Origin of the sequence: Pseudorhodoferax sp. Leaf267 (assembly GCF_001422405.1) — a bacterium.
Classification (GTDB): Bacteria; Pseudomonadota; Gammaproteobacteria; order Burkholderiales; family Burkholderiaceae_C; genus Pseudorhodoferax.
Map to the genome: position 1 here is coordinate 463,248 of NZ_LMMV01000021.1, position 26,110 is coordinate 489,357.

The window sequence follows — 26,110 nt, forward strand, 5'->3', positions numbered from 1 at the left end:
AGTGCACAGCACGTACCAGACCGCGCGCCGCCATCTGCTGCTGGGCGCCGCGGCGCTCTGCCTGGCGGCCACCGCCCACGCGGCCGGCTACCCCGACAAGCCCATCCGCCTCGTGGTGCCCTTCCCTGCCGGGGGCGCCACCGACCTCATGGCGCGCACCATGGGCAGCAAGCTCGCCGATCGGCTGGGCCAGAGCGTGGTCATCGACAACCGGGCCGGTGCGGGCGGCGGCATCGGTGCCGAGGCCGTGGCCACGGCTGCGCCGGACGGCTACACGCTGCTGTTCGCGACCATGGGCTCGCTGACCATCAACCCCAGCCTGTACAAAAGCCTGCGCTACGACCCCGTGAAGAGCTTCGTGCCGATCACGCTCACGCACAGCACCTCGAACCTGCTGGTGGTGCACCCCGGCGTGCCGGCGCAGAACGTGGCCGAGCTGGTCGCGCTGGCGCGCAGCAAGCCCGGCGAGCTGACGTTCGCCTCGGCCGGCAACGGCACGACCAGCCATCTGTCGGGCGAGCTGTTCAAGAGCATGGCCCAGGTCGAGCTGACCCATGTGCCCTACAAGGGCAGCGCACCGGCCATGGCGGACTTCCTGGGCGGGCGCATCTCGATGATGTTCGACACCACGTCGAACTTCGTCGACTACGTGAAGACCGGCAAGCTGCGCCCACTGGGCGTGACCGGTGCCAAGCGCTCGCCGGCCATGCCCCAGGTGCCGACCATCGCCGAAGCGCCCGGCATGGCGGGCTACGACATGACGCTGTGGCTGGGCGTTCTGGCGCCTGCCGGCACGCCACAAGCCATCGTCGAAACGCTGCACCGCGAGATCGGCGCAGCCATGTCCACACCCGAGATGGCGCGCCAGATGGCGGACGCCGGCATCGAGGTGCGCTTGAGCTCGCCGCAGGAGTTCGAAAGCAGGATCCGCAGCGACCTGGCCAAGTGGCGCCAGGTGGTGCAGCGCGCCGGCATCCGGCTGGACTGAAGCGCGCCGGGCTGTCCGGCGTGTGACGCGTGCGGCCCGGCGCGCGTGCTACCGTGCCCGGCCGCGCACACAGCGCGGGTTCACGCAAGGAGACACCGATGTTCGCCGAACCATCCGCCAAGACGGCCGACCTGCTGCAACGCATGCGGGCCTTTTTCGACCGCCACATCTACCCGAACGAGGCGCGCCACCATGAGGAGATGGCGGCCTTCCGCCGCGCCGGCAACGCCTGGCAGGTCTCGCCGCTGATCGAGGAGCTCAAACCCATCGCGCGCGAGGCCGGCCTGTGGAACATGTTCCTGCCGCACGAGCACCGCGGCGTGCCCGGCATCTCCAACCTGGACTACGCGCCGCTGTGCGAGCTGATGGGCCGCGTCTCGTGGTCGGCCCAGGTGTTCAACTGCTCGGCGCCCGACACCGGCAACATGGAGACCATCGAGCGCTACGGCACCGAGGCACAGAAAGACGAGTGGCTGGAGCCGCTGCTGGCCGGCAAGATCCGCTCGGGTTTCCTCATGACCGAGCCGGCCGTGGCCTCGTCCGACGCCACCAACATCCAGTGCTCCATCGTGCGCGACGGCGACCACTACGTCATCAACGGCCGCAAGTGGTTCTCGTCTGGCGCCGGCAGCCCGGACTGCAAGATCTACATCGTGATGGGCAAGACCGACCCGGACGCGCCGCGACACGCGCAGCAGTCCATGGTGCTGGTGCCGCGCGACACGGCGGGCGTGACCGTGGTGCGCCACCTCTCGGTGTTCGGCTACGACGACGCGCCGCACGGCCACATGGAGGTGCTGCTGGAGAACGTGCGCGTGCCGGTCACCAATATGTTGCTGGGCGAAGGCCGCGGCTTCGAGATCGCGCAGGGCCGCCTCGGCCCGGGGCGGATCCACCACTGCATGCGCTCCATCGGCGCGGCCGAGCGCGCGCTGGAGATGATGGTCGACCGCCTGCAGGCCCGCATCGCGTTCGGCAAGCGGCTGGCCGAGCAGTCCGTCTGGCACGAGCGCATCGCCGAGTCGCGCTGCATGATCGACCAGGCCCGGCTGCTGACGCTGAACGCCGCCTGGAAGATGGACACCGTGGGCAACAAGGAAGCCCGCGCCGAGATCGCGATGATCAAGGTCGTAGCGCCCAACATGTCGTGCAAGGTGGTCGACTGGGCGATCCAGGCCCATGGCGCGGCGGGCGTGAGCCAGGACTTCTGGCTGGCCGAGGCCTACGCGCATCAGCGCACGGTGCGCATCGTGGATGGGCCGGACGAGGTGCACCGCAATGCGATTGCGAAGCTGGAGCTGGCGAAGCGGCGTTGAAGTGGGGGGGCGCGGCGACCAAGGCCGCTTTGCCGGACTGCGTGCCCCAGCATCCGCGGGTCGTAAAGCCAGTTGCGTACCGTGCGCGCCGGGAGCGCAGTGCAGCGAAACCCGGGAGGCTCAGCCGACGTGCCGGGCTTCACGGGACTCACTGGGGTGGGCTGCTTGCGGCCAGGAGCAGTCATCCGCTCGCGAGGCAGAATTCCCTCAAGACCAGACATTCACGGGTTCCATGAAACCATTCGCCATAGTCCTGCACGGCCCGACTAGCAAGGGGAAATCGACCACTGCGACCGCGCTTCAGGATTGCGCCCCGACCCCCGCATTTCATGTGACCCTGGACGCGTTTGTGACGATGTCTAGGCGTCGCGATATGCGAAGTTCGGAAGAGCAACGTTTGTCATATCGAATCCACTGCAAGAACCTTCGTTCCACACTTCGCCGGCTTGTCGACACTGACTTTGAAATCATCCTAGACCCGGTGCTTCGTGATAAAGAGGAGCTACAGGCCTGCATCGACGTTTTGTCAGCCCGTTCGCTTTGCCTGGTCGGCATCAAGGCCCCCCTCGACACCCTTGAACAGGGAAAAGCGTCCGTGATGACCGAGCGACCGGCATGGCACGAGAGCAACTTGGACATGCAGCGTTTGCTCGCCCATACGATGTGGTAGTTGACACGTCGCCGTGCAGCCCAACGAAGCAGCCAACGTGATTCGGCGTTTCATGTAAACGAGTCGCGGAACACCTCGCCAGTGAACGGCCACGTCCGGCCACTCCGGACCTTCAGCCGGTCCACCCAATGCGCGTTCGACATACAACAGGCTGAGCGTCAAGAACACTTACGCACAAGATACGGAGTCCTTTCATGAGTCCAAACTCTGCCGCTACAGTGACCGAAAACCTCCGCCTGCGATATCGCACTTTTGCTGAACGCGAGGCGCATGTTATTTGTCCTCTATACGAGCAAATCGCATGTCAGATCGCTGGATCCGATGACGTGCTACGGTTCCTTTCCACACTCCCGATTCCAAAGCAGCAGCCCAACCTTCTGCTTGCTGCCGCCAAGTTCCTCTTCGGTACGGCCCGCGATGCCGATCAGTTCGAGCAATTGGTGTTAGATCACTCCGAGTCGATCCGGGCCGTCATGCTGGCTCGGAGCACGCAGACGAACGAGCCCGGACGATGTGCCACGATCCTTCCTGTCCTCGCCCGGCTTCCCGGACCACTCGCCCTGATCGAAGTCGGCGCCGCCGCAGGACTGTGCCTGTTCCCGGATCGGTATGGCTACGACTACGGCCGCGTGCGGATTTACCCAGACAGTTTCAAGTGCAGCAACGTCCCTGTCTTCCCCTGCCGCGCGAGCGACGCAACCCCGATCCCAGACGCGTTGCCGAAAGTGGTTTGGCGCCGCGGGCTGGACCTTCATCCGATCGACCTTTGCGATCCAGTTGAGGTGAAGTGGCTGGAATCGCTGGTTTGGCCCGGCCAGAATGGGAGGATGGAAAGGTTGGGCGCGGCTATCAACATTGCGCAAAAGACGCTACCTCAAGTTTCGCCTGGCAATCTCACTACAGATCTGCCTGAACTTGTCGCACTTGCCCCGAGTGGCGGGACCCGCGTAGTCTTCCATTCGGCCGTCCTGTCCTATCTGAATCAGGTAGACCGAGATGCATTTGTGCGACACATAAGGGGACTAGACGTCGTGTGGGTCAGCAATGAAGCTTACGGTGTGTTCCCGGAGATAGACGCACGGTTGAGCGCCGCTGTCCCCCAGGGCTGCTTCATTTTGTCCATGAACGGTGTTCCTGTGGCATTTACGGGCCCGCACGGCCAGTTCATCGATTGGCTTTGTCATGAACCGGCCCGGCCCGTTTTTTGAGTACCGGCATAGAACAAAGGCGCGTACCAAAGGCGCTTCAAAAGCCTGTTGCGGCTACACACCCGTAGCCGGTGGCGTGGGTTGCAACAGCGGACACCCAACCTTTCGTTGCAGCGGACACCTCACTCAACCGATCGCCCGGAGTCGCGGGTGCTCGTTTAAGTCAAGTGCCGCTGAACTCTGACCTTGAGCAGCTGCTTCCTGGCATTGCGGAAGACCCGCTTGGGGCGCACAACCGCCAGCCCGCGTAGACCCGCTGCCGGCCATCTGCGGTCTTTCAACGCGAAGCCACGGATGACGGCTCCTGCGCTAGCACGCCGTAGAAATACCGCCGATGCATACGTGCGATGACCTTGGCATCCGATTCAGCGCGGTCGCCCGACCCTGCGCCTGATCAGAAGGCCGACAGGTCGGGCGGACGCAGTCGTTCACGGGGCCTCAGGACGATTTCGGCGCTCTTGCTGCTCATGTGGCGCACTGCGTACGCACCTGTTCCAAAGTGCGTAACCGCGTGAGGTTGTAGGCGGCCATGGTCTTCCTCTTAGCCAACGTCTGCCGCCGAGAACGAGGAGAACCCGGCTAAAGTTCGTCTTGGCCAAGTACCGGCTGACCCAGCTACACCGCCTATGTTCTGCAAGGGATGACTGCTGAATTCAGGCGGATGACCGCGACAGCCACTTGTACAGGGCGGGAAGAATGGGCTGGCAATGGGTTCGAGTCCTCCACCGGGCTTGGTCACCTTCTTGAACAAAAAGGAACTTCATGAGGTTGAGTGAGGAGGAAATATCGGCGGCAATCAATGATGGAACCATCAAATCTCTGACGATGGACACCTCCATTTTCGATGGCGAGAACAATCGCTTTAAGCATGGCCTGCTCGTTCGACTGCGACAGTTCAAAGATACAGACGTCAAAATCGTTCTCGCCGAAGTTATTCGTCGAGAAGTCATAGGCCATGTAGCAAGAGCTGCAGCAGAAGAACAGAGCAAGCTAAAATCAGCGCTACGCGGAGTCGGACTCGCCTGGCAGGTTGCGCCGGAGCTTCGGGATTCGATCCTCAAGTCCCTGTTTAATGGCCAAACTCCTGCCTCATTTGCAGAGCAGCGCGTTGAGAAGTTCTTGTCGGACAGTGGGATTGAGGTCATCAGTCATGCTGAGCGAGTGAAAGTTGAGGATTTGGTCGAAGACTACTTCACGACCAAGGCGCCGTTTGGAAAAACGGCAGACAAGAAGAATGAGTTTCCTGATGCCATCGCTCTACGTGCGCTTGATCACTGGGCCGAGGAAACGGACTGCCAAGTTTTGGTCGTCTCCAAGGACAACGATTGGTCCGCGTACTGCGCTACCTCACCCCGGCTAGTCTGCGTAAAAGACCTCGCAGCGGCCATCGGCCACTTTCAACAGAGTTCATCGGCGATATGCCATAAGCTCTCTCAGTTGCTTCGGGGAGGTGCACTTGAGACCGAAGTCCGATATCGACTTTCAGCTGCAGTAGATACTTCTGATTTCATACCAGAAGCTAGTTCTGCCTACAGTTTTGACTACGACGTGGAAGAGGTCGAAGTCGGTGATGTGCAGTTCCACGAACAGGATGATGGCAGCGCATTAATTGTCGTTGAGCGTCCGGAAGAAGACGTGATTGTGGTAGCGGCTGACGTAGAGATAACCTACTCCGTAACGACAGGCTTCTCCTTTTCTATCAAAGATGGTATCGACAAAGACATGGTGCCAATTGGCTCAACAAGCCAAACCGCGAATGCGACGGTCACTGCGCGTGTACTGTTTACGTTCGAGGATATTCAGGCTGAAAACCCTGAATTAGCAGAGATAGAAGTTGAGTTGTCGTCGCGATATCACGACGTTGACTACGGAGATGTTTCCCCAAGCTTTGAGCGAGACTGGGATGATGAGTGGGTAGAACCAGAAGTGTCCGATCAAGGGTAACGAAAGCCCGAACTCAAACATTCTTGTTGCAAACACCGCTACTACCTGTAGTGGTGCCAATGATTTCCTGCGCCGCTCTTGCATCCTTCGCGTAGCCAACCGCCATCGGCTGCGCCTGTTCATCGACTGGATCGTCGAACTGCTAGCTGCGCAACATGAGCCCCGCCGCCTCGTAGTCGCGCACAACCTCCTCGCCTTCGAGCGCGGCAGGCAACTCCAGGAAGTCCTTCTCGGCCGCCACATCTGCTGCCGAAGATGCCCCGAAAGGCTCTTCAGCGCAACCACCCGGCGCGTTGCTTCCGCTTGCATCTGCCATATGGTTTAGGTAGGAACCTGAGCGCCGCCCCGGTTCACTGCGACGCATCCTCCACTCTGAGGATGTGCTTCCGCGAGCCATTGAGCGACCATCCGCTCCGCCGCTTGAGTTGCATGGCGCCCACCGCGCCAGGCGCGGTCATAGAGATTCATCAGAAGGGACATGCCGATGCGCTGGAGCCAAGTTATCTATCGGGCAGGCTGCGCTCTCACCGCACTGCTGCTCACAGGGTGTGGAAGCATTGTTTACAAGGACGCTGCCAGTACCTACGCAACAGCTGGGCGGGCAGCCACTAAGAGCGTCGCGGACGCGGCCGCGTCCTTGGCCAATGCCCAAGACAAGCTGAAAGCAAGCCAGGTGGCTTCGAACTCAAACTGCCCGATTGCTGAACAGCGCATTTTCCTGCGGAGCCCGGAGCTCAGTAAGCAGCTAAAGGCGGCGCTTGGCATGGTCCCCGGAGCGACCGTACCGGAGGACTGCAAGAAACTGGTAGATTGCGACACAAACCCGAACCAAGCGGCTTGCCGAAACTCCTGTGCCTCCGCAGAAGAAGCGAACTGCATCGCCACCGTCGAGGAAAATCTCGCGATTCACCTCAAGAGTTTAAAGGGTGCCGAGGCCGACAGCTTCTCCACCGCTGTTCAGCCGGTAGCCAATGCAATCTCGCAGTCCGAGTATGGTCGGGTCAAGCCTGTTGCAGCTGTTCTGGTGAAAGATAACCTTATTATCTTGACCGAGTACCTGGATATGCTGGAAAAGCTGGCTGTCAAGCGGGAATCCGAGGTCGCTGAAGACGCTAAAAAACTCTCCAAGAGAATAACCGACACGATGGGTGAGATAACCAAGTTGACCGGAAAGCAACTGTCCACCGAGGGTAAAGAGACCCAGACCAAAGTTACAAATGCCATTGCGGCCATGGGCAAGTTCGTGAGCGACCTTCAGGTGATCGCTGCAAACGCGCAAGATGCTCACGCGATACGCAAGCATGTTGTAGGGCGAAGCAAGGACGTCCAGGAGCTCGTCGCAAGCATCAAGGAGGTTGCGGGCAGCGACGCCATGCTTGGGGCCGTGTACAGCAATCTCGCCCAGATTCAAGCACGTACTGATTACCAGAGGCGGTATGCGAGTGCGGGAGATGCATATTCCCGCTCAATACTCCTCTCAGAGCGTGGAAAGTATTCCTACGTCGACGGGGAAAAATCGCTGCAGGCGGTCGATACGCTGTTCGACGCGATGACGAAATCTCACGAAGCGCTTATCCAGTTAGTGATGAACCCATCCGAAAAAGACAAGCAAGCCATCGCGGACGCCAGGTTTCAGGAGTTCAAGATGATTGCTGAAGACGTTGCCACACTCATCCAACTCTTTTAAGGTGGACCAACATGGCTGACCAATCAAGCGCTGCGCACCTATACTCCAGCGTTACCAAACTGACCTACACCGAGACGCAGCAGGCGATTCACCCCAGGCCGCCTTTCGCTATAGCCGACCGGAATGATCTGGTTCGACAGGCTAAGAAGGTGGCGGATTGCGCGGCAACATTCCGGCAGAAGGACGCAAGTCGTGTTACTCAGTCCCAACTGTTCAACGCGCAAGGACTGGTGACAACAGCGCAGACGATGTTCGATGTGATTAACAGCACAGTTTCGAGCAGCCTAACGAAGAGCGAGGTCTATAAGGCAGTAGACGACGCGGTGACCGTGGTGAACGCACTCTAAAAACTGGGCTAGCTGGGGGTGCCAGGCGCCATGCCAATGGCGTGACCGCCGGATTATCTGGCGAGCCACGAAAACTTGGATGACCGCAGCGCACTTCAGTGCGGTCGTTCGCGCCACGCAAGCTGCGAAAGCCTGAGCATCCACAGACAGGCGCAGACCATTCGTTCGCCTTTGAAGTCGCAACGGCTCCAACCGCTGCACCGCTGAAGTTCGGGTTCATGGCGGGGATGTTGGCAGGGGGCTCACTGCCGCCGTCTGTGGAGACCCGCAGTCGGCCATAAGCAGTCATGCAGATCGTTGGCCTAACTCCGGAAAGCCGTCTATTGTCCAACCCGCACATCGCCATGCCATTGGGGCCATCGGCGCATTGGCGGTAGTGCACGAGCCGATTTCGCGCACGCAGCCGATCAAGCAATCAGACAGCGCTGAGTGCCGGAAACGGTGCTAGCACGGACTGCACACGCGTGCGGAGAAAAAATGGCAACACAGATGAAGACATGCGGACGCGCTCGTGGCAACATCTTCACGCGGCGCGCCTCGGTGCAACAGGCCAAGCCGGTGAACTTAAACGGTAGGAATCACCGATGAGCACACCATTGCATCCACAGTCTGCTGACGCGCCTTCGATGCCACAGCCAGTTCCACGTCGTCGCATTCTGTTTCTCACTCTACTGTGGGCCCTCCCGCTGAGTTTTTTACTTTTGAATGCAACGCTCGGCTTTCACACATTCCAGTTCAAGACGTATGAATTTGGCAGACATGCAGCCATCGTCGTAATGCTGGTACTCATGGTCTTTGGCCTCCTTCGCGCGTTCGATGTTGTGGGAGATCACAAAGGTCAACCCTGGTTTACTGATCCTGTTCTCGTAGCTCTCGCCCTGTTCTGGGGGCTCTTCCCGCCAATGTGGTTCTTTGTGGAGTATCTTTCCTTTGATCGGGAAGTTTTCCTTCTTCCCACAGGATCCCAGCAGCTAATCGAAACGGCGAAGCGAGCAGCACAGGACGCTACAGAGCTGACGGACAAGGTAGCCAAGGTGAAAGCAGACTTTCTTACTTCAACTAAGCTTTACGCCGACATGGCCGCGAAAGTTTGGGTCGCAGTTGGCACCGCATTGGGTGCTGTAGTTGCCATGGCTGGCCGCCCCTGATTTCCTGGGAGTCGCTTCGGCGCACCACTTCATCACCTGGTGAGCTATTTTTTGAGCATCGGAATTAAAACAATTAGCCAGTGATAGAGCATGGGGCGTTGCTGTTGCGGCAAGTAGCGCTTTTCTTTCGCCGCATACACCAAGGAGAACACATGACTAAGCCAAAGCTAGACTCGCAGACCGCCGAAATTCTGCGGCTTGGGATGAAACGTTTTGGGCTGGGCGTGACGACGGCCGCCGGTGATACAGACGGTAGCGAAACTACAGAAGACAGCGAAAGCACCGAAGCCAGCGAAACCAGTGAGGACACGGAAAACAGCGAAGGCAGTGAGAACAAAGAAGATAAGGATGGGACTGAGGAGTCTGAAGGTAGCGAAGACTCTGAAAGCAGCGAGGACTCTGAGAGAACTGAAGACACAGAGAACAGCGAAGACTCAGAGAACAGCGAAGACACAGAGAACAATGAATCACTCGATAGCCGAATCGCATCCCTTATCAAAAGACCTGACGCTGATCTCATACTAGGACCAAATTTTGATGTGAAGATTGTCGAAGAATTTCTTCGGAATAAAGGAAAAATCAAGTGATTCTGATTGATCCCCCCGATTTCGAGGATGAAACATTTTTAAACGAACATCAGAAGCCAAAGACGCATTCGGACCTAATAGCGCTGATTTGGGTCGAATATTTTGCTAGAGCGGAGCCAAAAGAAACAAGCGAGATTTCTAGTGCGAAAAATATTGGTTCTGGCTGCGGAAACTGATGTCTTTGCCACCTCCATGAGGCAGCCGCTAACTAGCGCGGGGTATGAATTTCTAATCGAGCCATCGCTTGATTCATTGGTTTTTGAGATTTCGTGCAATTCGAAAAGTGTCGCATGCCAGTTGAATCATCGAGGTTCTGAAGTTAATAGGCATACCCATGCTCTCGTAGTCAACCGTCTGAGTCCATATCAAAATGCTTCGCTTTCGCTCTTTCGGCAAAGTGAGATCGCTGCATGCTTATGGGCAGTGCTGTCCTCGCTCTCGGTTCCAGTTTTAAATCGACCATCCAATATCGGCCTTTTTCCGGGAACTGATCTGAGTTATTTGGCCAAAAAATTTTACAATTTAGGGTGGCGATTTTCGCGCCTTTTTGGCGCTTCGATTGGTGATTTGGGATCGAAGGGATATTCACTTAACCAGGGCTATCAGGCTCTTGAAACCTGCTTCGCCTTCCTTTTGGTTGCCGACAGTATCCTCCCAATTTTGGGAGGCAATGAGAATTCAGAGATTCGCAACAGACTTCCAGCTCTTCTAAAGAATCTTGCGGACGAAGGGATTGTTTTTGCCTTTGTTGCGGTAGTTGTTGAAGACAACCACCCATCGGTACTTGAAATCAATCCATGGCCAGCAGCAGACTTTATCCAGGCTTATGCAACACCGGTGGCCAAGGCAATTTCAAAGCACTACCGATGAGAAAAATTCTTTGCATCGGATCGAGCGTCGATAGAACATTTCGCTATACGTTGCATCGTTTTTTGGAAGAATCTTTAGATATTGTCGTCGTCGATTTGGCTGAATTGCTAATCTGTGGATCCATTGATTTAGATTGGCGCCGGCAATCGTTCAGCATTAACTTCGCCAAGAGACGGTGGAGTATAGATGATTTCTCGGCAGCGTACGTCAGAGCTTATGATATATCCGCAGGAGCGCCAGACAGCATCACCGGCACCCGGTGTGCCAATACCTTCATTAAATTGGCGACAGCGATTCGCGTATCGAAGCTAGAGCGGATTATTGGACGCTCATTGGACCTTAGCAACCTGTCAAAGATATTTCACTCTATTCAGTTGACTTCGATTGCACGGCTTAACGGCATCCGAACGCCAAGAACAATAGTAACGAATTCTCCGGAATCTGCAGCCCAATTTATTGCAGAAAATAAGCAGGGCGTAATTTGCAAGGGGGCAAGTGCATTCAAGTCAACCGCCAGGCTACTCGAGGAAAGCGACTTCCTTAGGCTAAAATTAATTGAGCGGTGCCCGACCCTGTTTCAGCAGTACATATTTGGCCCTGACGTGCGTGTTCACACAGTAGGTGGAAAATCCTTTGCTGAGGCGATATTCAGCAGTGATGTTGACTATCGATTTTCCAAGAATAAATCGCATGCAGTCGTTGAAGTGCCTCGCTATGTAGATAACTTTTGCGCCCAAATTGGTGCTGAACTAGATTGCGCATTTCTTGGTATTGATTTTAAGGTAGCCCAAAACACGGGCGAATGGTACTTTTTGGAGGCGAATAGCATGCCCGCCTATCAAGGGTATGACAGGCGTGCCGAAGGAGCTATCTCAAAAGCATTGGCAAACTATCTTGGCGCAGATTGATTGGAGCCGCTAGGAATAGTGTGCTGACGGACATGCGATCATGCCAAAAGACCATTTTCAGCGGCCGCTTCAGGCCACAGTCGAAAACCCGCTTAGGGCGCATTCCAGCCATTGACCGGCCCAAGTGCTGGCAGCAAGCGCGGCGCGCGCTGGGCGTGGGCCTGGTGGTGGCCGGTGTGCTGGCACTGCGCGGCGACTGAAGGGCCGCTCGCGCGAGGCTGCAGCGCCTGATGGTCCCCTCAGCCCGGGCAGACGGCCGACGCCGGTCGGCCCGGGTAGCCGAAGGCCTCGCGCGCGCGCCAGCCCGCACACTCCAGTGCGTTGAACACCTTGAGGAACGAGGTGCGGCCGTCCGACAAGTCCCACAGCGGGATGTAGACCACCACCGAGACATTCTGCGCCGGGTCGTACAGCATCAGCGACAGGTTGCCCAGCGTCGCGCCGTTGTGGCCGAAGCCCAGGTTCTCCACGCGCAGCGTGCCCAGGCCGTAGGCCGGATTGCCGGGCGACAGGTCATCGCGCATGGTGGCGACGGTCTCGGCCGAGAGCACGTTGCGCCCCGTCTGCACCGTGCGCACCCAGCGGTTCAACGCGCGCATGCTGCCGATGCCGTTGCCCTCGCCGACCTTGGCGCTGACGTTGGCATCGCAGATCACGGGGGCCGGTGCGTCCGGCAGGATCACGCGGCCGCAGACGCGCGGCTCGGGCAACGCCTGGTCGGTGCCGCTGTCGGGAAAGCGCACCGGCAGCGGCACCGGTGTCTGCGGCCCGGTCAGGTGGTCGTGCACGTAGTCGGCCCAGCTGCGCGTCTGTCCGCTGCGCTGGCTGTACACCCGCGCGACGATCTCGGTCAGCATCGCGTAGCCGGTGTTGCTGTAGTGGTGGTCCGTGCCCGGCGGGAAGTACGACACCCCGAAGCGCACGGCCTGGGCAACCTGTTCCTCGACCGTGAACTGGTGGTCGGGTTCGCGCGCCAGCACGCAGTCCTCGTAGGTGTCCGCGCAGTCCGAGCCCGGCACCGCGTCGTTGCCCACGTCGAACACGCCGGCGCTGTGCTGCAGCAGCTGGCGGATCGTGATGGCGGACTTGTACGGCAGGTTCCAGTCGGGCGTGTCGGGCAGGTAGGGCGCCGTGCTGCCCGGCATGTGGGCGGTCACGAGGTCGGTGTAGCGCAGCCAGCCGTCCTGGTGCATCTTCATGATGGAGGCGGCGGCGAAGGTCTTGGTGTTGCTGGCGAAACGCAGCCGGGTGTCGGGCGTGACCACCACCGCGCCGGGCGCGGCGGCGCTCGTGAAGTAGGCGCCGCCAGGGGTCTCGATGAGCACCGACAGCGAGGGCACCTCGTGCCCGATCTGCTGCTCGAGCCCAGCCCGCACGGCGCCCACGCCGGCCGTGAGCAGGGCATCCTCGCGCAGCGGGTCGTCACCGTCGTCGCCGCCGGAACAGGCGGCGAGCAGGATGCCGGCCATGACGGCGGCGACAAGGGGCCGGCGTGCAGGCCGGGGCAGGTCCGGGCGGCGGCCCGGGGTGCAGGGGTGGCGATCGGTCATGCGCCGATCATGCGCAGACGCTCCGCAAGCGCCGCTCCGCGTCTGCAGGAACTGGCAAATGGCGGCAGAATTTGTACGTTGTGTTGCAGAATCTGGCCAGGTGCACCCGTACCGGGCCGACAGGAACGCGATGATCCAACTGCCTGCCGGACTGCTCCAGACCTTTCTTGTCATCGATGTCCACGACCCCCATGAACTGGGCGCCGACTCCGGCGTCAGCAGGCGCTTTCCGAGCAACAACAACACCCACCGCTACCGGCTGCACCGCGGGCTGACGGCGCGCGGCGCGCCGGAGCGCGGCAGCTGGCTGACGCGCCTGGCCATGCGCCCCGTGGGCGACCTGCTGGCCGCCTACGTGGCCGACCGCCACGCCACCGACGTGGAGATCGTCGCGCCGGGATTCGACCGCTTCTGCGTGAGCGCCATCCTCGGCCAGTCGCTGACATTGCGCACCGCGGCGGGCGAGGAGGTGCAGGCGGCCGGCCGGCGCGGCCTCGTGCTGCGCGGCGAGCCCGGCACCAGCTTCGTGAGCAGCGACGGCAATGCGCGCTTCAACCTGTGGGTCAGCGCCCAGCGCGTCGAGACCATGCTGGCCGCGCTGCTGGGCCACGTGTTGGTGCGGCCGCTGGTGTTCGCGCCCTGTGCCGACCTGTCCGCCGGCCCGGGCGCCAGCGTGCTGCGGCTCATGACGCTGTTCGCGCACGAGCTGGCGCAGAGCGACGGCCTGGCCGCCAACCCGCTCGCACTCAACAGCTTCACCGACCTGTGGGTTCAGACCCTGCTGCACGGCCTGCCGCACAACCACCAGGACGCACTGGCCGCGCGGCACCACGGCGGGCCGGTGCCGCGGCACATCAAACGCGCGGAGGACTTCATGCAAAGCCATGCGGCCCAGCCCATCGCGCTGGCCGACATCGCCGCCGCGGCCGGCTGCAGCCTGCGCACGCTGCACCTTGCCTTCCGCCGCTTCCGCGACACCACGCCGCTGGCAGCGCTGCACGCCATGCGGCTGGACGCGGTTCGCGCCCTGCTGGAGTCTGGCGGCGACCAGCTGCGCCCGGCCGAAGTGGCGCGCCTGTACGGCTTCAGCCACCCGGGGCGCTTCAAGGCGGCGTACCTGCGGCGCTTCGGCGTGGCGCCCGGCGCGCGGCGCGCGCGCTGAAGCCCGCCCGCTTCACGAAGGCGCGGGCGCAGACGAACGGACGGATCCTGCACCGCCACGTTCAAAACCTGCCGTCATTGGCGGCCGGCGCCGTGCGCGCCATTGCCAGGGTGCGGGCCCCACCCGAGCATCGGCCCGCGCCCGCAGCACCCGGCCCAGCGGCGCGAACCCACCCACTCCGCTGCCCGGCCCCATGCACGCTGCCCTCACCATCCCCCGTTCCACCCTGGCGGCGCTCGGTATGCCGCTGCTGCTGTCGGCCTGTCTGGGCGATGGCGGCAGTTCCGGCCCGCCGGCCTACCAGGACCGCATGGTCTTCGCGCCGGCCACCGTGGTCACGCCGGCCCCGCTGCGCGCGCAGGCCGGCGACACGGGCCGGTGCCCCGACGCAACCCAGCCCTGCTTCGAGGCCCAGGGCGACATCCTGAACGGCAAGCGCACCCTGGCCGGCATCGACGACATGCAGGTGGTGCTGCTCAGTCAGCTCGGCGAGGGCGTGCAGCAGCGCACGGTCACACTCACCACGGCCAACTCGGCATTCGTCTCCAACGGCATCGCAGATGCCGGGACCGCGCCCGGCGTGCAACTGCGCAACGCGACGGCCCTCGGCGCCCGCCTGCGCAACGGGCCGGCCGAGAACCTTGTCAGCCTGCAGCTGTGGGAGCCAGGATCTCTCAGTACCTATGCCCTGCGCCTGCGCACCGATGGCGCCGACCAGACGATCAGCTTCAACTTCCTCGGCGCGGCCAACGCTCGCCTGCATGCGGTGGCGGCGGACTTCCTCGGGGTAGGCACCGATTCGCTGGTCTACGTGGCTGGCGACTGGATCGGCCACGCCGCAGCGGTGCTCGACGGCGACGCCGTCCGCCAGTGGGCGGCCGGGCCCGCGCTCGGCATCGGCAGCACCGCGAGCCTCACCGCAGCCCGCTTCTTCAATGCGGAGCCGGTCGCCGTGGCGGCCGTCACGGGCGCGGCGCTGCAGGTGCAGTTCTTCGGCGTGGACACCGCAGGCAGCCAGGCCATCACATACCTGGCCGACCGCACGGCCACCGTCGCGCTGCGCGCGGGCCACTCGGCCGCCCCGGGTTCGGCGCGCGTCGTCGCCGGCCATTTCACCGACCCGGGCTACGAGCAGATCGTGCTGGCCTTCGACGAGCTGGATGCGGGCGGCAACGCCCTGGGCGTGACGCTGGTGCTGCTGGACCGCGACAGCAGCGGCGCCATGCGCCAGACGGTGCATTCCGGCGTGCTGCCCGGCGCGGCATCGCGCCAGATCCGCCTGGCCAAGGGGCGCATGCTGGCCGGCGATGCCTACGAGGGGCTGGCCGTGATGCAGGATTTCGGCCCGGCCGCGCAGGGCCGCATCGATGTGAGCCTGGTGGGCTACCAGCCGGACCTGTCGCCCCGTGTGCTGGGTGCTGCCAACGTGCCCTCGGGCGCCTGCTCGTTCGGCATGGAAAGCGGCAACTTCGACCGCCGCGTGCCGCAGGACAACGGCGTGCTGCTGGCCAACCGCAACCTGCAGCTTGGTCTGCTGCTGGGCCTGGACTGCGGCGGCGGCGTCACGCGCACGCTGCAGGCAGCCATCTGGCAGGTGTCGCCGGCCGCCGGTTCGGCCGCCAACCTGCCGCTGGTGCTGCGCGGCACCGGCCCGGACACCGCGGCGGCGCTGCTGCCCATCAACGGGGCGCTCCCCGTTCGCGATCCGATCGTCGGCGTGTCGCTGGCGGTGCTGGACCTGCAGGGCCGCTCCGAGGTGCTGGGGCCGCCGCGCGTGATCGTGCTGGACGCCCATACGCAGCCCAGCGTGGTGGTGGCGGCCCCGCCCATGCATGTGGACTGGGTGGGCGGCCGGCTGACCAATCTCACGGCCGCGCCCCCGGGCTTCTTCGCGCGCTACACCACCGGCACGACCGAGGCGTCGCGCGCGACCACGCGCGCGACGACGACCTGGTCCTTCGCGGCCGAAGAAAGCCTGGACGGCAAGCTGAGCTATGGCACGTGCGACCCGACCGCCACGGCGGGGGGTTGCGTCACGGTCGAAGACAAGGTGTCGGCCAAGCAGGACCTGGGCGGCAGCACGGCCGCGTGGAACAGCCGCGTTGCCAGCAAGGCGGTGCAGATCAGCCAGCAGACGGCCTTCGACGACGTGATCTGGTACACCGACTCCACGCTCACCGTCTATGCCTACCCGGTGATCGGCCGCACCACCTGCCCGGCGGCCAGGCCCGCGTGCAGCGACGCCGAGAAGGTACCGCTCACCCTGCTCGTGGCCGGACCCGACACCGTGCGCCCGCACAGCGGGGACGGCACCATCGCGACCTGGTACCAGCCGCCGTGGGTCGCCGGCCAGGTGCTCTCCTACCCCGCCACGCAGGGCCAGCTGCAGGCGGCCGCCCTGTCCGATCCAAGCCAGTTCAAGCCGCTCTCGCAGCCGCGCACCTGGTCGATCGACGACACCAACGCGGAGCAGACGCTGACGTGGACGGGCGTGACCGACAGCGGCAAGAGCGTCGCGTCCAGCGCCAACTACTCGGGCAACAACACGCTCTCGGTGACCGGCCAGTACAAGGCCGGCGTGGTTTCGGGCAGTGCGAGCCTGTCGTTCAGCATCGGCGGCAGCACCGGTCTGCAGAACCTGACCGAATCGCAGAACACCGTGACCAACACGGTCGGGCTCGGGTTCAGCAAGACCGCCCAGTTCGCCAACGTGCCGGACTACAGCTACGACTTCACACCCTTCCTGTTCGCGCAGCAGACGCTGCCCGGCGCCGGCTCCGCCGATCCGGCCGCCGATGGATTCGGCGTGCTGCAAAGCGGCTTCGTGGTCGACCTCAACGGCACCGCCGGCGCTCCACGCGGGTTCTGGCAGCGCAACTACACCCATGGGCCCGATCTTGCGCTGCTCCATCCCAATCGGATCACCATCTCCGGCGCCGGCTCGGGCAGCGCGTGCGTGGCGCTGGGTGCCGGGCTGTCCGCCTGCGCACAGGCCACGCCGTCGGCGCCGGGCCAGCAGGCCCACGACATTTCGCGCTGGATGCGCGGCTTCTTCATCTCCGATGCTTCCGCGCCGGGCCAGGGCGGACAGCTCACGGTGGCCACGGCGGGCGACCAGCTCGTGCTCCAGGCGCGCGTGCACAACCTGAGCCTTTCCGCCATGCCCGCCGGCACCGTGGTCAAGGCGCGCTTTTACGCCATGCCCTGGGACCTGACCCACAACAAGCGCACAGGGCCCAGCATCCCGGTCTGCGGCACGGGCGGCCCATGCGTGCACACGCTCACCGCCCCGGTGCTGCCCTACCACACCGACAACGACCAGCCCAACTGGGCGCTCATCTCCCAGACCTTCGACACGAGCGCCCACGGCGGCAAGGACTTGTACTTCTGGGTGGTGGTGTGGATGGAGGACTCGTCCGGCCAGTTGGTGGCCGAGCCACACCAGCGCGGCCTGAACGACCGGCCCCAGGACGGCATGGACTTCGAGCAGGTGGCCCATCTCGAGCAGGCCTACGGCAACAACGTCGGGCTGTACTACGCGCCATTCCATATCCTGGAGCCGGGCACCGCCGTTGCGAATGCGCCGCCGGCCGCCTCGGGCGCGCCGGTGCTGCAGGTGGTCGAGGTGGGTGCGCAAGACCACCGGATCGGGCTGGGCCAGACCACGCTGCTGGGCGCCCGCGTGCAGGTCGGCGACGCGCCGCTGCGCTCCGGTCTGAAAGTGGCCTTCTACGACGGCGTGCCCGGTGCCGGCGGCCGGCTGGTCGGCATGCACCGCCAGCCCTATCTGCGTGCCAGCGCGGTCTACGACCTGCGCGTGGCGTTCCACGCGCGCACCTGCGGCAGCCATCCGATCCATGTCGTCGCCGGCCCCGGCACCCGCCACGAACACGTGGTGCGCATGCGAACCGTGGAAGTGCGCTGCAGCTGACCGCCCTCCCTCACTCTTCCTTCCTGACCCATGCCGCTGGACACCATGCCCCACCCGACACCGCCCGCCCGACCCCCCGTGCAACGTCGCCCGCCGCTCTGGCGCGCCGCGGCTGCCGTCTGCCTGCTCGCGCTGTGCAGCGCCTGCGGCGCCGACGGCGATGACGACGACACCGGCCCGCTCGACACGGCCAGCCGCGCACGCATCGACGCCATCGTCCAACAGCAGATCCAGGCCGAGCAGCTGCCCGGCACGGTGGTCGGCGTATGGATCGGCGGGCAGCGCCACGTGACAGCGCAGGGCGTGGCCGACCTGGTCACCGGCCGTGCTCGCGTGGTGGACGATCTGCTGCGCATCGCCAGCATCACCAAGACGTTCATCGGCACGGCAGCGCTGGTGCTGGTGGATCGCGGCGCACTGGCGCGCACCGACACGCTGGACCGCTGGTACCCGGGCTTTCCGAACGCGGCGTCCATCACCGTGGCCGACCTGCTTCGCATGCGCAGCGGCATCCCCGACTCGGCCGACCAAGGCTTCCTGGAGGAATACTGGAACGACCCGCTGCTGCCGCTGGACGCGGAGGCCATGATCGCCCGCGCCGCCGCCCGTGGCGCCGAGGCGGTCGCGCCGGACACGGTCACGCGCTACACCAACGTGAACTTCATGCTGCTCGAGCGCATCGTGGAGCAGGTGAGCGGCCAGGACATCCGCAGCTTCCTGGACCGCGAGATCGCGCGCCCGCTGGGCCTGGCCCACACCAGCTACCCGCGCGATGCCGTGCTGCCGGGCGCGCTGCGCGGCTACGGCCGGGCCACGCAAGACGGGCCGCTGCAGGACCGCACGCAGCTGGACCCGCGCGCGGCCGGCGGCGCCGGCGCGATGGTGTCCACGCTGGAGGACCTGCGCATCTACACGCGCGCGCTGTGCCGCGGCGACCTGCTGCGCCCGCAGACGCAGGCCGAGCGGCTGCGGCCGACGGTGCTGGAAAACGAGCCCGATTTCATCGGCTACGGCGAGGGGCTGGCGCGCATCGGCCGCTTCTGCGGGCACAACGGCACCATCTTTGGCTTCAGCACCGAGGTCTGGTACCTGCCCGAGGCCGACGCCACCATCGTCGTCAGCGTCAACCGGCTGGACCTGGACGACGCCAGCAAGTCCTTCAACACCTTCGCGCTGGTCGCCAAGGCGCTGTTCCCCACGCTGGTGGACTGGTAGCGAATCGCAGTTCCCCACGGCGATGCGCGCCAACCGCAGCGCACCAAGCCCGCCGGCAAGCGCCCCCCTCTACTCCACCGTACAGCGGTAGCTGCCCGCTTGGCGCGCATCCCCCGCAACGTACCGCGGATACGCGGGATAGCGGCACATCGGCCGCGTCGCCGAGACGGTGTAAGGCGGCAGCGCCTCCTTGGCTGACACGACTGGCGCATCCGCCGGCAGCACGTTCTTCTCCACCCAGTCCGTCGACATCCGGATCAGGTCCACAACCTGCGGCTCGGCGGTACGGGCCGGCAGGCTTTGCACGCCGCCGTTGTGGTCGCCGTTCGGCAGCATGTAGAAGCGCACATGGCGGTCCACGGCGCGCTGGCCGAAGCGCTGCACCAGGCCGTCGTAGTAGCGCATCACCGTGTGCGGGTTGGATGCGTAGTCGGACCCCTGCGCCTTGATGATGAGTCGGCCGCCGCGCGCGAAGAAGCGGCTCAGGTCGGTGTTGGTCGAATCGATGAGGGCCGACGCCTGCACGATGCGGTCCTGGAACGCCGCCACGGTGAACTGGCTCAGGTTGAACGCAGGGTCCTTGAGGATCCCGTAGCTGACGGTCGCGCCCGGCTGGCCCAGGGCCGGCTGGGCCTGCAGCGACGGCTGCGGCGTGATGTTGAGCCAGCCGCCCTCGGATTCGCGGCCCAGTTCGTAGCCCGGAAACTCCGACCAGCCGTTGGCCAGTTCGAAGCCGAAGCGCAGCGGTGCGTGCATCTGGTTCAGCAGCTCGATCTGGCTGTCCGAGACACAGCTGTCGCCGGTGTCGCCGCCGCCGGCACAGCGGATCGCCGCATAGGGCTGCGCCACTCTCAAAGGATCGAAGCGTGCCGCGCATGCCAGGTAGTTGCCGATCACCCCGTCCGCCAGGCCGTCCAGGCTGTCGCACTGGCGCAGCACTTCGGCCCCGATGGTGGCCTGCTTCGCCGGCGGGATCCAGCGCGGGCCGGTCTGCGCGGCCGCCAGCAGCGTCTTGTGGACCACGTGCGCGGTGTAGCCGATCAGGGGCGACGTGGCGACGATGCCGTCGTAGTCCTCCGGGTAGCGCTGGGCCACCTCCATCGCCTCGCGACCACCCTGGGACTGGCCCATGAAGTAGCTGACGCGCGGGCGTGATCCGTACAGCGCCTCGACCAGCGCGAAGGCCGCGTCGTGCGTCTTCTTCAGTGCCGCATGGCCGAAGTTGGTCCAGGCCTCGTCGTTCAACGCCCAGTCGGCCGCCGTGCTCGACACCTGGTGCCCGGAGTCGCCGCCGAACATCGCATAGCCGCTGGCCAGCGGATACGGCGCATCCGGCGGAAAAGCCCCGCTGATCGGCGAGCCCGAAGCACCGATGGCGGCAAGATTCGCCGGGATCGCCCCGTTGAGGCCACCGCCGCCGACCTGGATCGTCTTCTGGTTCCACTGCGTCGGGATGTTGAGCTGGAAGTTGATCGGCGGTGCCGCAGGATCGACGGGCCGGATCGATCCGAGGATGCGGCAGTGCTCCGGCAGCGCGTGCGTCACGCGGGCAGCTCCCACCACTTCCGGCGCCGCAGGCACCAGGGCAGCGGATGTCACGGTGGCGCCGGAGGTCGGCAGTGCGATCGCCGCCGCGGGAATGCTGGTGCCGGCCAGGGCCGCGCAGGGTGTGCGCGGCGCCTGGAGCGGCAAGGCGCTGGTGTCGACGAACGTGGGCTCGTCATCGCCGCTGCCGCCGCAGGCGCCCAGACTCAGGCAGGCCAAGGCAGCGGCGCCAATGCGCATGCTGGATGGACGCCAGGCCAGGGCTCTTTTCTTTTGCATGGTGTCTCCGTGTGTTTTCGAAAGCCAGCACTGTTCGCTCAATCGAGCTTGGCCCCCACGGCCTTCGCCAACGCCCCCCAGCGGGCTGACTCGGCCGCGATGAACGGGCCGAACTCTTGCGGCTTGCTGCCCACCACTTCCACGCCCTGCTCCTCGAACTGCTTGAGCAGCTCGGGCGAGCGCAACGCGGCCCCAGTCGTCGTGTACAGCTTGCCCACGATGTCGGCCGGCGTGCGGGCCGGCGCCAGCATGCCGTACCAGTTGTAGGCCTCGGCCTTGGGCAGGCCCAGCTCGGCCATGGTGGGTACGTCCTTCACGACGGGGATGCGCTTGTTGTTGGTGACGGCCAGCGCGCGCAGCTTGCCGGACTGGATGAAGGGCAGCGCCACGGGGATGTCCACCATCATCATGTCGACCTGCCCGCCCAGGATGTCGGTGATGGCCGGCGCCGCGCCGCGGTAGGGGATGTGGTTGATCGTGAGCTGGGCTTCGCGCTTGAGCAGCTCGGCCTGCAGGTGCGGCGTGGTGCCGCTGCCGGCCGACGCGTAGTTGATCTTGCTGCCCTGGCCCGTGGCGGCGGTCTTGAGTTCGGCGAAGGTCTTATACGGCGAGGCGCTGGAGACCACCAGCACGGCCGGCACCTTGAGCGCCTGGGTGACGGGGATCAGGTCCTTCTGCGGGTCGTAGGGCATGGAGGCCGCGATGTGCGGCACGATGGCCAGCGCACCGGCCGATGAGAACAGCACGGTGTAGCCGTCGGCCGGGGCCTTGGCCACGGCGTCGGCACCGATCAGGCCGCCCGCGCCGCCCTTGTTGTCGATGACCAGCGTCTGCCCGAGCGCCGCGCCCATCTTGGCGCCCAGTGCACGGGCCGTCTGGTCGACCGGGCCGCCCGCCGGGAACGGCACGACCACGCGGATCGGCTTGTTGGGGTAGCCCTGGGCTGCGGCAGACAGCGCGGCGATGCCCAGCGCGATGGCAGCAGCGGTTTGGATGAGTTTGTGCATGGCGATGTCTCCACGGGATTGAACGTGCAGGCACTGTAGGAATCAGCCGCCCGCCTGCCACCGGGGCCACGCGCATACCTGCTATGCAAAGCCGGCGCTGCTATGCGCCGCGGCGCATCACAGCCTTGCCGACTGGCTGGTAGCTCCGAGAGCGGGCGGCTTACAGAATCGGCTGCATCTCAAGGAGACCCCGCCCATGACCACCGCCCAAGGCCCGCTGTCGCACGTGAAAGTGCTCGACCTCAGCCGCATCCTCGCCGCCCCCTGGGCCAGCCAGATCCTGGCCGACCTGGGCGCCGATGTCATCAAGGTCGAACGCCCCGGCGCCGGCGATGACACGCGCACCTGGGGCCCCCCGTTCCTGAAGGACGCCGAGGGCCGCGACACCAAGGAGGCCGGCTACTACCTGGCCGTGAACCGCGGCAAGCGCTCGATCACCGTGAGCCTGGACACGCCCGAGGGCCAGCAGATCGTGAAGGACCTGGCGCTCAAGGCCGACATCGTGCTGGAGAACTACAAGGCCGGCACGCTCAAGCGCTACGGGCTGGACGAGGCCGCACTGCGCAAGATCAACCCGCGGCTGATCTACTGCTCGGTGACCGGCTTCGGCCAGACCGGCCCGCGCCGCGACCAGCCGGCCTACGACTTTCTGATCCAGGCCATGGGCGGCCTCATGAGCGTGACCGGTGAGAAGGACGGCCTGCCCGGCGGCGGCCCGCAGAAGGTGGGCATCCCCATCGTGGACCTCATGACCGGCATGTACACCGCAGTGGCGGTGCTGGCCGCGCTGGCGCGCCGCAACGAGAGCGGCGTGGGCGACAGCATCGACATCGCCATGCTGGACGTGCAGGTCGCCACGCTATCGAACCAGGCCATGAACTACCTGGTCTCGGGCAAGCTGCCCCAGCGCAACGGCAATGCCCACCCTAACATCCAGCCGCAGGACGTGTACGCCTGTGCCGATGGCGATGCCATCCTGGTCGTGGGAAACGACGGGCAGTTCGCCAAGCTGTGCCAGGTGCTGGGCCGCCCGGACTGGACCACGGACGAGCGCTTCGCCACCAACGCCCAGCGCGTGCGCAACATCGCCACGCTGTCGGCCCTGCTGCGCGAGGACTTCGCGCAGTGGCCGCGCGACAAGCTGATCGCCGCGCTGGACACGGCCGGCGTGCCTTGCGGGCCGATCAACAACGTGGCCGAGGTGTTCGAGGAACCGCAGGTGCGCGAGCGCGGCATGCTGCGCCATGTGCCCCACCCCTGTGGCGTGGACGTGCCCCAGGTCGGCACGCCCATGCGCTTTGCCGACGCGGCGCTGCAGGTGCCCGCCGCGCCGCCGCTGCTGGGGCAGCACAGCGAAGACATCCTCTCGGAGCTGGGCTACGGCGCCGATCGCATCGCCAGGCTGCGCACGGCAGGAGCGATCTGATGGACACCCCCACGATGCAACTGCACTGGTCGCCCAAATCGCCCTATGTGCGCAAGGTGATGGTCTGCGCGCACGAACTGGGGCTGGTGCCGCAGCTGGCGCTGGTGCGCTCCGTGGCGGCGATGCAGAGGCCCAATGCGGCGCTGATGCAGGACAACCCGCTGTCCAAGATCCCCACGCTGGTCTGCGCCGACGGCACGCGGCTGTTCGACTCGGTGGTGATCTGCGAGTACCTCAACGCGCTGGCCGACGGCCCGTTGTTCCCGCAAGCGGGCGCCGCGCGCTGGCAGGCGCTGCGCTGGCACGCCCTGGGCGACGGCCTGCTGGACCTGTCCATCCTGTGGCGCAACGAGCGCGAACGCACACAGCCGCTGCAGCCGCTGATTGATGCCTTCGAGCGCAAGGCCCGCGCCACGCTGGCCCTGCTGGACGCGCAGGCGGTCGCGCTGCAGGCCGCCCCGTTCTCCATCGGCACGCTGACCGTGGGCTGCGCGCTGGGCTACCTGGACTACCGCTTCGACAGCTTCGGCTGGCGCGAACAGGCGCCACGGCTGGCGTCATGGTTCGCCCAGCTCAGCGCCAGGCCTTCGTTTCAGGCAACGGTGGCCGTCGATGGCTGACGCGCCCGCCGGCTTCGTCTGCGTCGATGGCCAGGGCCTGGACACCGACACCGCCTACCGCCTGGTCGTGGGCTGCGTGGCGCCGCGCCCGGTGGCCTGGATCACCACCGTCGACGAGCAGGGCCGCGTCAACGCCGCGCCCTTCAGCTCCTACAACTACGTGGCGACCAGCCCGCCGATGCTGGCCATCAACATCGCCCAGCGTGCCGGCGACGGCCGCACCAAGGACACGGCGCGCAACATCCTCACCAGCCGCGAGTTCGTCGTCAACGTGGCGACCGAGCACAACATGGAGCTCATGCACCAGAGCGCGCAGGAGTTCGCGCCCGAGGTCAGCGAGGTGGAGGCGCTTGGCATCGCGCTGCTGCCCAGCCGCCATGTGAAGCCACCGCGCATCGCGATCTCGCCCGTGCAGATGGAATGCCGGCTCGACCAGGCCATCGTGCTGGGCCGGGGCATCAACACGCTGTACATCGGCGAGATCGTGGCCTTCCATCTCGCCACCGAGGTCTACGACGGTCAGCGTGTGGACACCGAGCGCATGCGGCCCATCGCGCGCCTGGGCGGCCCGTTCTACGCGGGCCTGGGCGAGATCTTCCACCGGCCCATGCTGCAGCGCCCGCCCGGTGGCGAAGGCTGGGCGCCGACGCCCGACCACAACAGACCCGGAGACACGCCATGAATCTGATCCCCCGCCGTTCCATCCTGCTCGCCACCGCCGCGCTGGCCCTGGCGCCCGCGCTGCATGCCGAGGCGCCCTACCCCGCGCGCCCGATCACGCTGGTCAACCCCTATGCGGCCGGCGGCCCGGCCGACACCTTGGCGCGCGGGTTGGCGCGCCTGCTGGAGGCCAGGCTCAAGCAGCCCATCGTGGTCGACAGCAAGCCCGGCGGTGCCGCCACCATCGGCACCGGCTTCGTGGCACGCGCGCGTGCCGACGGCTACACGCTCTTGATCGGCACCTCGGCCGGCCACGTGGTCACGCCGCTGATGCAGAAGATCCCCTTCGACGGCGTGGCCGATTTCGCGTTCATCGCCGGTGTGGCCAACCAGCCCAGCGTGCTGGTGGTCCACCCCTCGGTAGGCGTGGCCAGCGTGGCCGAACTGGTGGCACTCGCCAAGAGCAGGCCCGGCCAGCTCAACTACGCATCGGCCGGCAGCGGCGGCGCCACGCACCTGGGGGCCGAGGCCTTCCTGCAGCGCGCCGGCATCCAGATCACACACGTGCCTTACGGCGGCGCGGCGCCGGCCATCAAGGACGTGCTGGGCGGCCAGTTGCAGATGGGCATGCTGAACCTGGGAGCCACGCAGGCCTTCATCGCCGACGGCAAGTTGATACCGCTGGCCTACGGCGGCGCCCAGCGCTCGCCGCTGCTGCCCCAGGTGCCCACCATGGCCGAGGCCGGCTTCAAGGGCTCGGAAGTCTCCACCTGGTACACGCTGGCCGCACCCAAGGGCACGCCGCCCGCTGTGCTGGAAGTGCTGCGCAAGGCCGTGGCACAGGCGCAAGCCGACCCGGCCTACCAGACGCTGCTGACGTCGCTGGGCGCAGAGCGGCTGGAGCTGTCGCCCGCTCAGACCACGGCGTTCGTGCAGGCCGACAAGGTGGCGATGGGGCAGTTGCTGGGCAAGCTCAATCTGCTGGACAAGTAGGCTGGGATCGGTTGGGGCTGCGGGCCGAGTCGCCTGTGCATCACCGCTA

The 26,110-nt window shown here is 64.7% G+C and carries 22 protein-coding genes; 19 read left to right on the forward strand and 3 right to left on the reverse strand.

What is annotated here, in order from left to right:
* Position 1: 1 nt before the first annotated feature.
* From ASF43_RS19265 to ASF43_RS30875, 12 genes are all read left to right on the forward strand, one after another.
* Positions 2-988 carry a tripartite tricarboxylate transporter substrate binding protein gene (locus ASF43_RS19265; RefSeq protein ID WP_082497974.1) on the forward strand — a complete coding sequence of 329 codons (987 nt, stop codon included), beginning with the start codon at positions 2-4 and terminating at the stop codon, positions 986-988.
* A gap of 98 nt (positions 989-1,086) precedes the next feature.
* Positions 1,087-2,304 (forward strand): acyl-CoA dehydrogenase family protein, encoded by a 1,218-nt coding sequence (locus tag ASF43_RS19270; protein WP_056184334.1) that lies wholly within the window; start codon positions 1,087-1,089, stop codon positions 2,302-2,304.
* Positions 2,305-2,536: 232 nt separating this feature from the next.
* Positions 2,537-2,974: an AAA family ATPase gene (locus ASF43_RS31265; RefSeq protein ID WP_162241827.1), complete on the forward strand. Its 438-nt coding sequence runs from the start codon at positions 2,537-2,539 to the stop codon at positions 2,972-2,974.
* A 194-nt stretch (positions 2,975-3,168) separates the two neighbouring features.
* A complete protein-coding gene (locus ASF43_RS29985) occupies positions 3,169-4,182 on the forward strand; it encodes a DUF2332 domain-containing protein (protein ID WP_082497976.1) in 1,014 nt (337 codons plus the stop codon).
* A gap of 825 nt (positions 4,183-5,007) precedes the next feature.
* Positions 5,008-6,126: a PIN domain-containing protein gene (locus ASF43_RS30850; RefSeq protein WP_156373416.1), complete on the forward strand. Its 1,119-nt coding sequence runs from the start codon at positions 5,008-5,010 to the stop codon at positions 6,124-6,126.
* 484 nt (positions 6,127-6,610) lie between these two features.
* Complete coding sequence (locus ASF43_RS30855; protein ID WP_156373417.1) at positions 6,611-7,813, forward strand: hypothetical protein; 1,203 nt, start codon at positions 6,611-6,613, stop codon at positions 7,811-7,813.
* An 11-nt stretch (positions 7,814-7,824) separates the two neighbouring features.
* The gene (locus ASF43_RS19285; protein WP_056184341.1) at positions 7,825-8,160 is read left to right on the forward strand and encodes a hypothetical protein; all 336 of its coding nucleotides are present in this window, start codon (positions 7,825-7,827) and stop codon (positions 8,158-8,160) included.
* 584 nt (positions 8,161-8,744) lie between these two features.
* Entirely contained in the window at positions 8,745-9,308 is a 564-nt protein-coding gene (locus ASF43_RS30860) for a hypothetical protein (protein ID WP_156373418.1), read from the forward strand.
* Positions 9,309-9,460: 152 nt separating this feature from the next.
* Complete coding sequence (locus tag ASF43_RS30865) at positions 9,461-9,895, forward strand: hypothetical protein (protein ID WP_156373419.1); 435 nt, start codon at positions 9,461-9,463, stop codon at positions 9,893-9,895.
* Positions 9,892-10,071 carry a hypothetical protein gene (locus ASF43_RS31270; protein ID WP_162241828.1) on the forward strand — a complete coding sequence of 60 codons (180 nt, stop codon included), beginning with the start codon at positions 9,892-9,894 and terminating at the stop codon, positions 10,069-10,071. Before ASF43_RS30865 ends, ASF43_RS31270 begins: the two co-directional genes overlap by 4 nt.
* A 16-nt stretch (positions 10,072-10,087) precedes the next feature.
* Positions 10,088-10,765, forward strand: a complete 678-nt coding sequence (locus ASF43_RS30870) for a hypothetical protein (RefSeq protein WP_162241829.1) — start codon at positions 10,088-10,090, stop codon at positions 10,763-10,765.
* Positions 10,693-11,673, forward strand: coding sequence for a RimK family alpha-L-glutamate ligase (locus tag ASF43_RS30875; RefSeq protein ID WP_156373421.1), 981 nt, complete (start codon positions 10,693-10,695; stop codon positions 11,671-11,673). Before ASF43_RS30870 ends, ASF43_RS30875 begins: the two co-directional genes overlap by 73 nt.
* Before the next feature lie 239 nt (positions 11,674-11,912).
* Here the strand turns inward: ASF43_RS30875 and ASF43_RS19290 are convergent, their stop codons facing one another.
* Positions 11,913-13,223, reverse strand: a complete 1,311-nt coding sequence (locus tag ASF43_RS19290) for a serine hydrolase (RefSeq protein ID WP_162241830.1) — start codon at positions 13,221-13,223, stop codon at positions 11,913-11,915.
* Between the two features lie 130 nt (positions 13,224-13,353).
* Between ASF43_RS19290 and ASF43_RS30880 the strand changes: the two genes are divergently transcribed.
* The 3 genes from ASF43_RS30880 (at position 13,354) to ASF43_RS19305 (ending at position 19,531) form a co-directional block, all read left to right on the forward strand.
* Positions 13,354-14,385 (forward strand): helix-turn-helix transcriptional regulator, encoded by a 1,032-nt coding sequence (locus ASF43_RS30880; protein ID WP_056184344.1) that lies wholly within the window; start codon positions 13,354-13,356, stop codon positions 14,383-14,385.
* A 193-nt stretch (positions 14,386-14,578) separates the two neighbouring features.
* Complete coding sequence (locus ASF43_RS19300) at positions 14,579-18,316, forward strand: hypothetical protein (protein WP_156373423.1); 3,738 nt, start codon at positions 14,579-14,581, stop codon at positions 18,314-18,316.
* A gap of 30 nt (positions 18,317-18,346) precedes the next feature.
* On the forward strand, positions 18,347-19,531 hold the full coding sequence (locus tag ASF43_RS19305) for a serine hydrolase (RefSeq protein WP_082497979.1): 1,185 nt from the start codon (positions 18,347-18,349) through the stop codon (positions 19,529-19,531).
* 69 nt (positions 19,532-19,600) lie between these two features.
* Here the strand turns inward: ASF43_RS19305 and ASF43_RS19310 are convergent, their stop codons facing one another.
* Both ASF43_RS19310 and ASF43_RS19315 read right to left on the reverse strand, forming a co-directional pair.
* On the reverse strand, positions 19,601-21,355 hold the full coding sequence (locus tag ASF43_RS19310) for a tannase/feruloyl esterase family alpha/beta hydrolase (protein ID WP_082497980.1): 1,755 nt from the start codon (positions 21,353-21,355) through the stop codon (positions 19,601-19,603).
* A gap of 38 nt (positions 21,356-21,393) precedes the next feature.
* On the reverse strand, positions 21,394-22,362 hold the full coding sequence (locus tag ASF43_RS19315) for a tripartite tricarboxylate transporter substrate binding protein (protein WP_056184353.1): 969 nt from the start codon (positions 22,360-22,362) through the stop codon (positions 21,394-21,396).
* Between the two features lie 196 nt (positions 22,363-22,558).
* Between ASF43_RS19315 and ASF43_RS19320 the strand changes: the two genes are divergently transcribed.
* The 4 genes from ASF43_RS19320 to ASF43_RS19335 are packed head-to-tail and all read left to right on the forward strand — an operon-like array spanning position 22,559 to position 26,061.
* Entirely contained in the window at positions 22,559-23,788 is a 1,230-nt protein-coding gene (locus ASF43_RS19320) for a CaiB/BaiF CoA-transferase family protein (protein ID WP_056184354.1), read from the forward strand.
* Positions 23,788-24,408 (forward strand): glutathione S-transferase family protein, encoded by a 621-nt coding sequence (locus ASF43_RS19325; protein ID WP_082497981.1) that lies wholly within the window; start codon positions 23,788-23,790, stop codon positions 24,406-24,408. The genes ASF43_RS19320 and ASF43_RS19325 overlap by 1 nt, the downstream gene beginning before the upstream one ends.
* Positions 24,401-25,090: a flavin reductase family protein gene (locus ASF43_RS19330; RefSeq protein ID WP_056184356.1), complete on the forward strand. Its 690-nt coding sequence runs from the start codon at positions 24,401-24,403 to the stop codon at positions 25,088-25,090. Before ASF43_RS19325 ends, ASF43_RS19330 begins: the two co-directional genes overlap by 8 nt.
* On the forward strand, positions 25,087-26,061 hold the full coding sequence (locus ASF43_RS19335) for a tripartite tricarboxylate transporter substrate binding protein (protein ID WP_056184358.1): 975 nt from the start codon (positions 25,087-25,089) through the stop codon (positions 26,059-26,061). Before ASF43_RS19330 ends, ASF43_RS19335 begins: the two co-directional genes overlap by 4 nt.
* Positions 26,062-26,110: the final 49 nt, after the last annotated feature.